Source organism: Falsiroseomonas selenitidurans, assembly GCF_012103215.1.
GTDB classification, from domain to species: Bacteria; Pseudomonadota; Alphaproteobacteria; order Acetobacterales; family Acetobacteraceae; genus Falsiroseomonas; species Falsiroseomonas selenitidurans.
In genome coordinates this window covers 1-669 of sequence record NZ_JAAVNE010000141.1, presented here as the reverse complement: position 1 = coordinate 669, position 669 = coordinate 1, and the positions used below count along the sequence as shown (strand labels likewise).

The window sequence follows — 669 nt, the reverse complement described above, 5'->3', positions numbered from 1 at the left end:
TGTTGGGGTGGTGTTTCCAGGGCGGGGTGTTCCCCGCCCTGGACTGGTTCAGGGGATGCGGTTCAGAGGATGAAGTCGCTGGCGAGCAGCGTCTTCAGCCCGGTCAGTTCGATCGACATGTCGCGCATGTTGTCGCCGTCGACGCTGAGGTTGACGTAGGTGTTGCCGCCATACTGGTGGTAGCTCACCTGCCCTGCCGCCAGCGTTCCCGCATTCGCCGCCTCGACCAGCCCGGCGAAGGTGAAGTCCTGCAGGCCGCCGGTCACCGTGTTGGCATCGATCGCCGACAGGTCCAGCAGGTCGCCCGGCTGGAAGTCCGTCACCGTGTCGCGGGTGGACATCGTCGTCCCGCTTTCCGAGATCGCCTGCCACACGAAGCGGTCCGCCCCGGCCCCGCCGGTCAGCAGGTCACGGCCGCCGGCACCGGTCAGCACGTCATTGCCGCTGCCGCCGTTCAGCGTGTCGCCCAGCTCCGCCCCCACCAGCGTGTCGCTGCCCGACGTCCAGCGGGGATTGTGCGAGACGCCGATGAAGCTCGTGCTGTCGAAGCGGAACAGCCCGTTCAGCTCGATCTGGAAGTCGCGCCCCGTATCGGCATCCACCCCGCCGATCAGGTAGGTCTTCGACCCGTACTGGTAGCTCCAGAGCTCGCCCGCCTCCGCCGTGTAC

Annotated in this window: 1 protein-coding gene; it reads right to left on the bottom strand. The window is 67.4% G+C overall.

Features of this window, described 5'->3' with window-relative positions; all coding sequences use genetic code 11:
* Positions 1–62: 62 nt before the first annotated feature.
* The coding region (locus HEQ75_RS27750; RefSeq protein ID WP_209318823.1) for a M10 family metallopeptidase C-terminal domain-containing protein at positions 63–669 on the bottom strand (607 nt) is incomplete at its 5' end.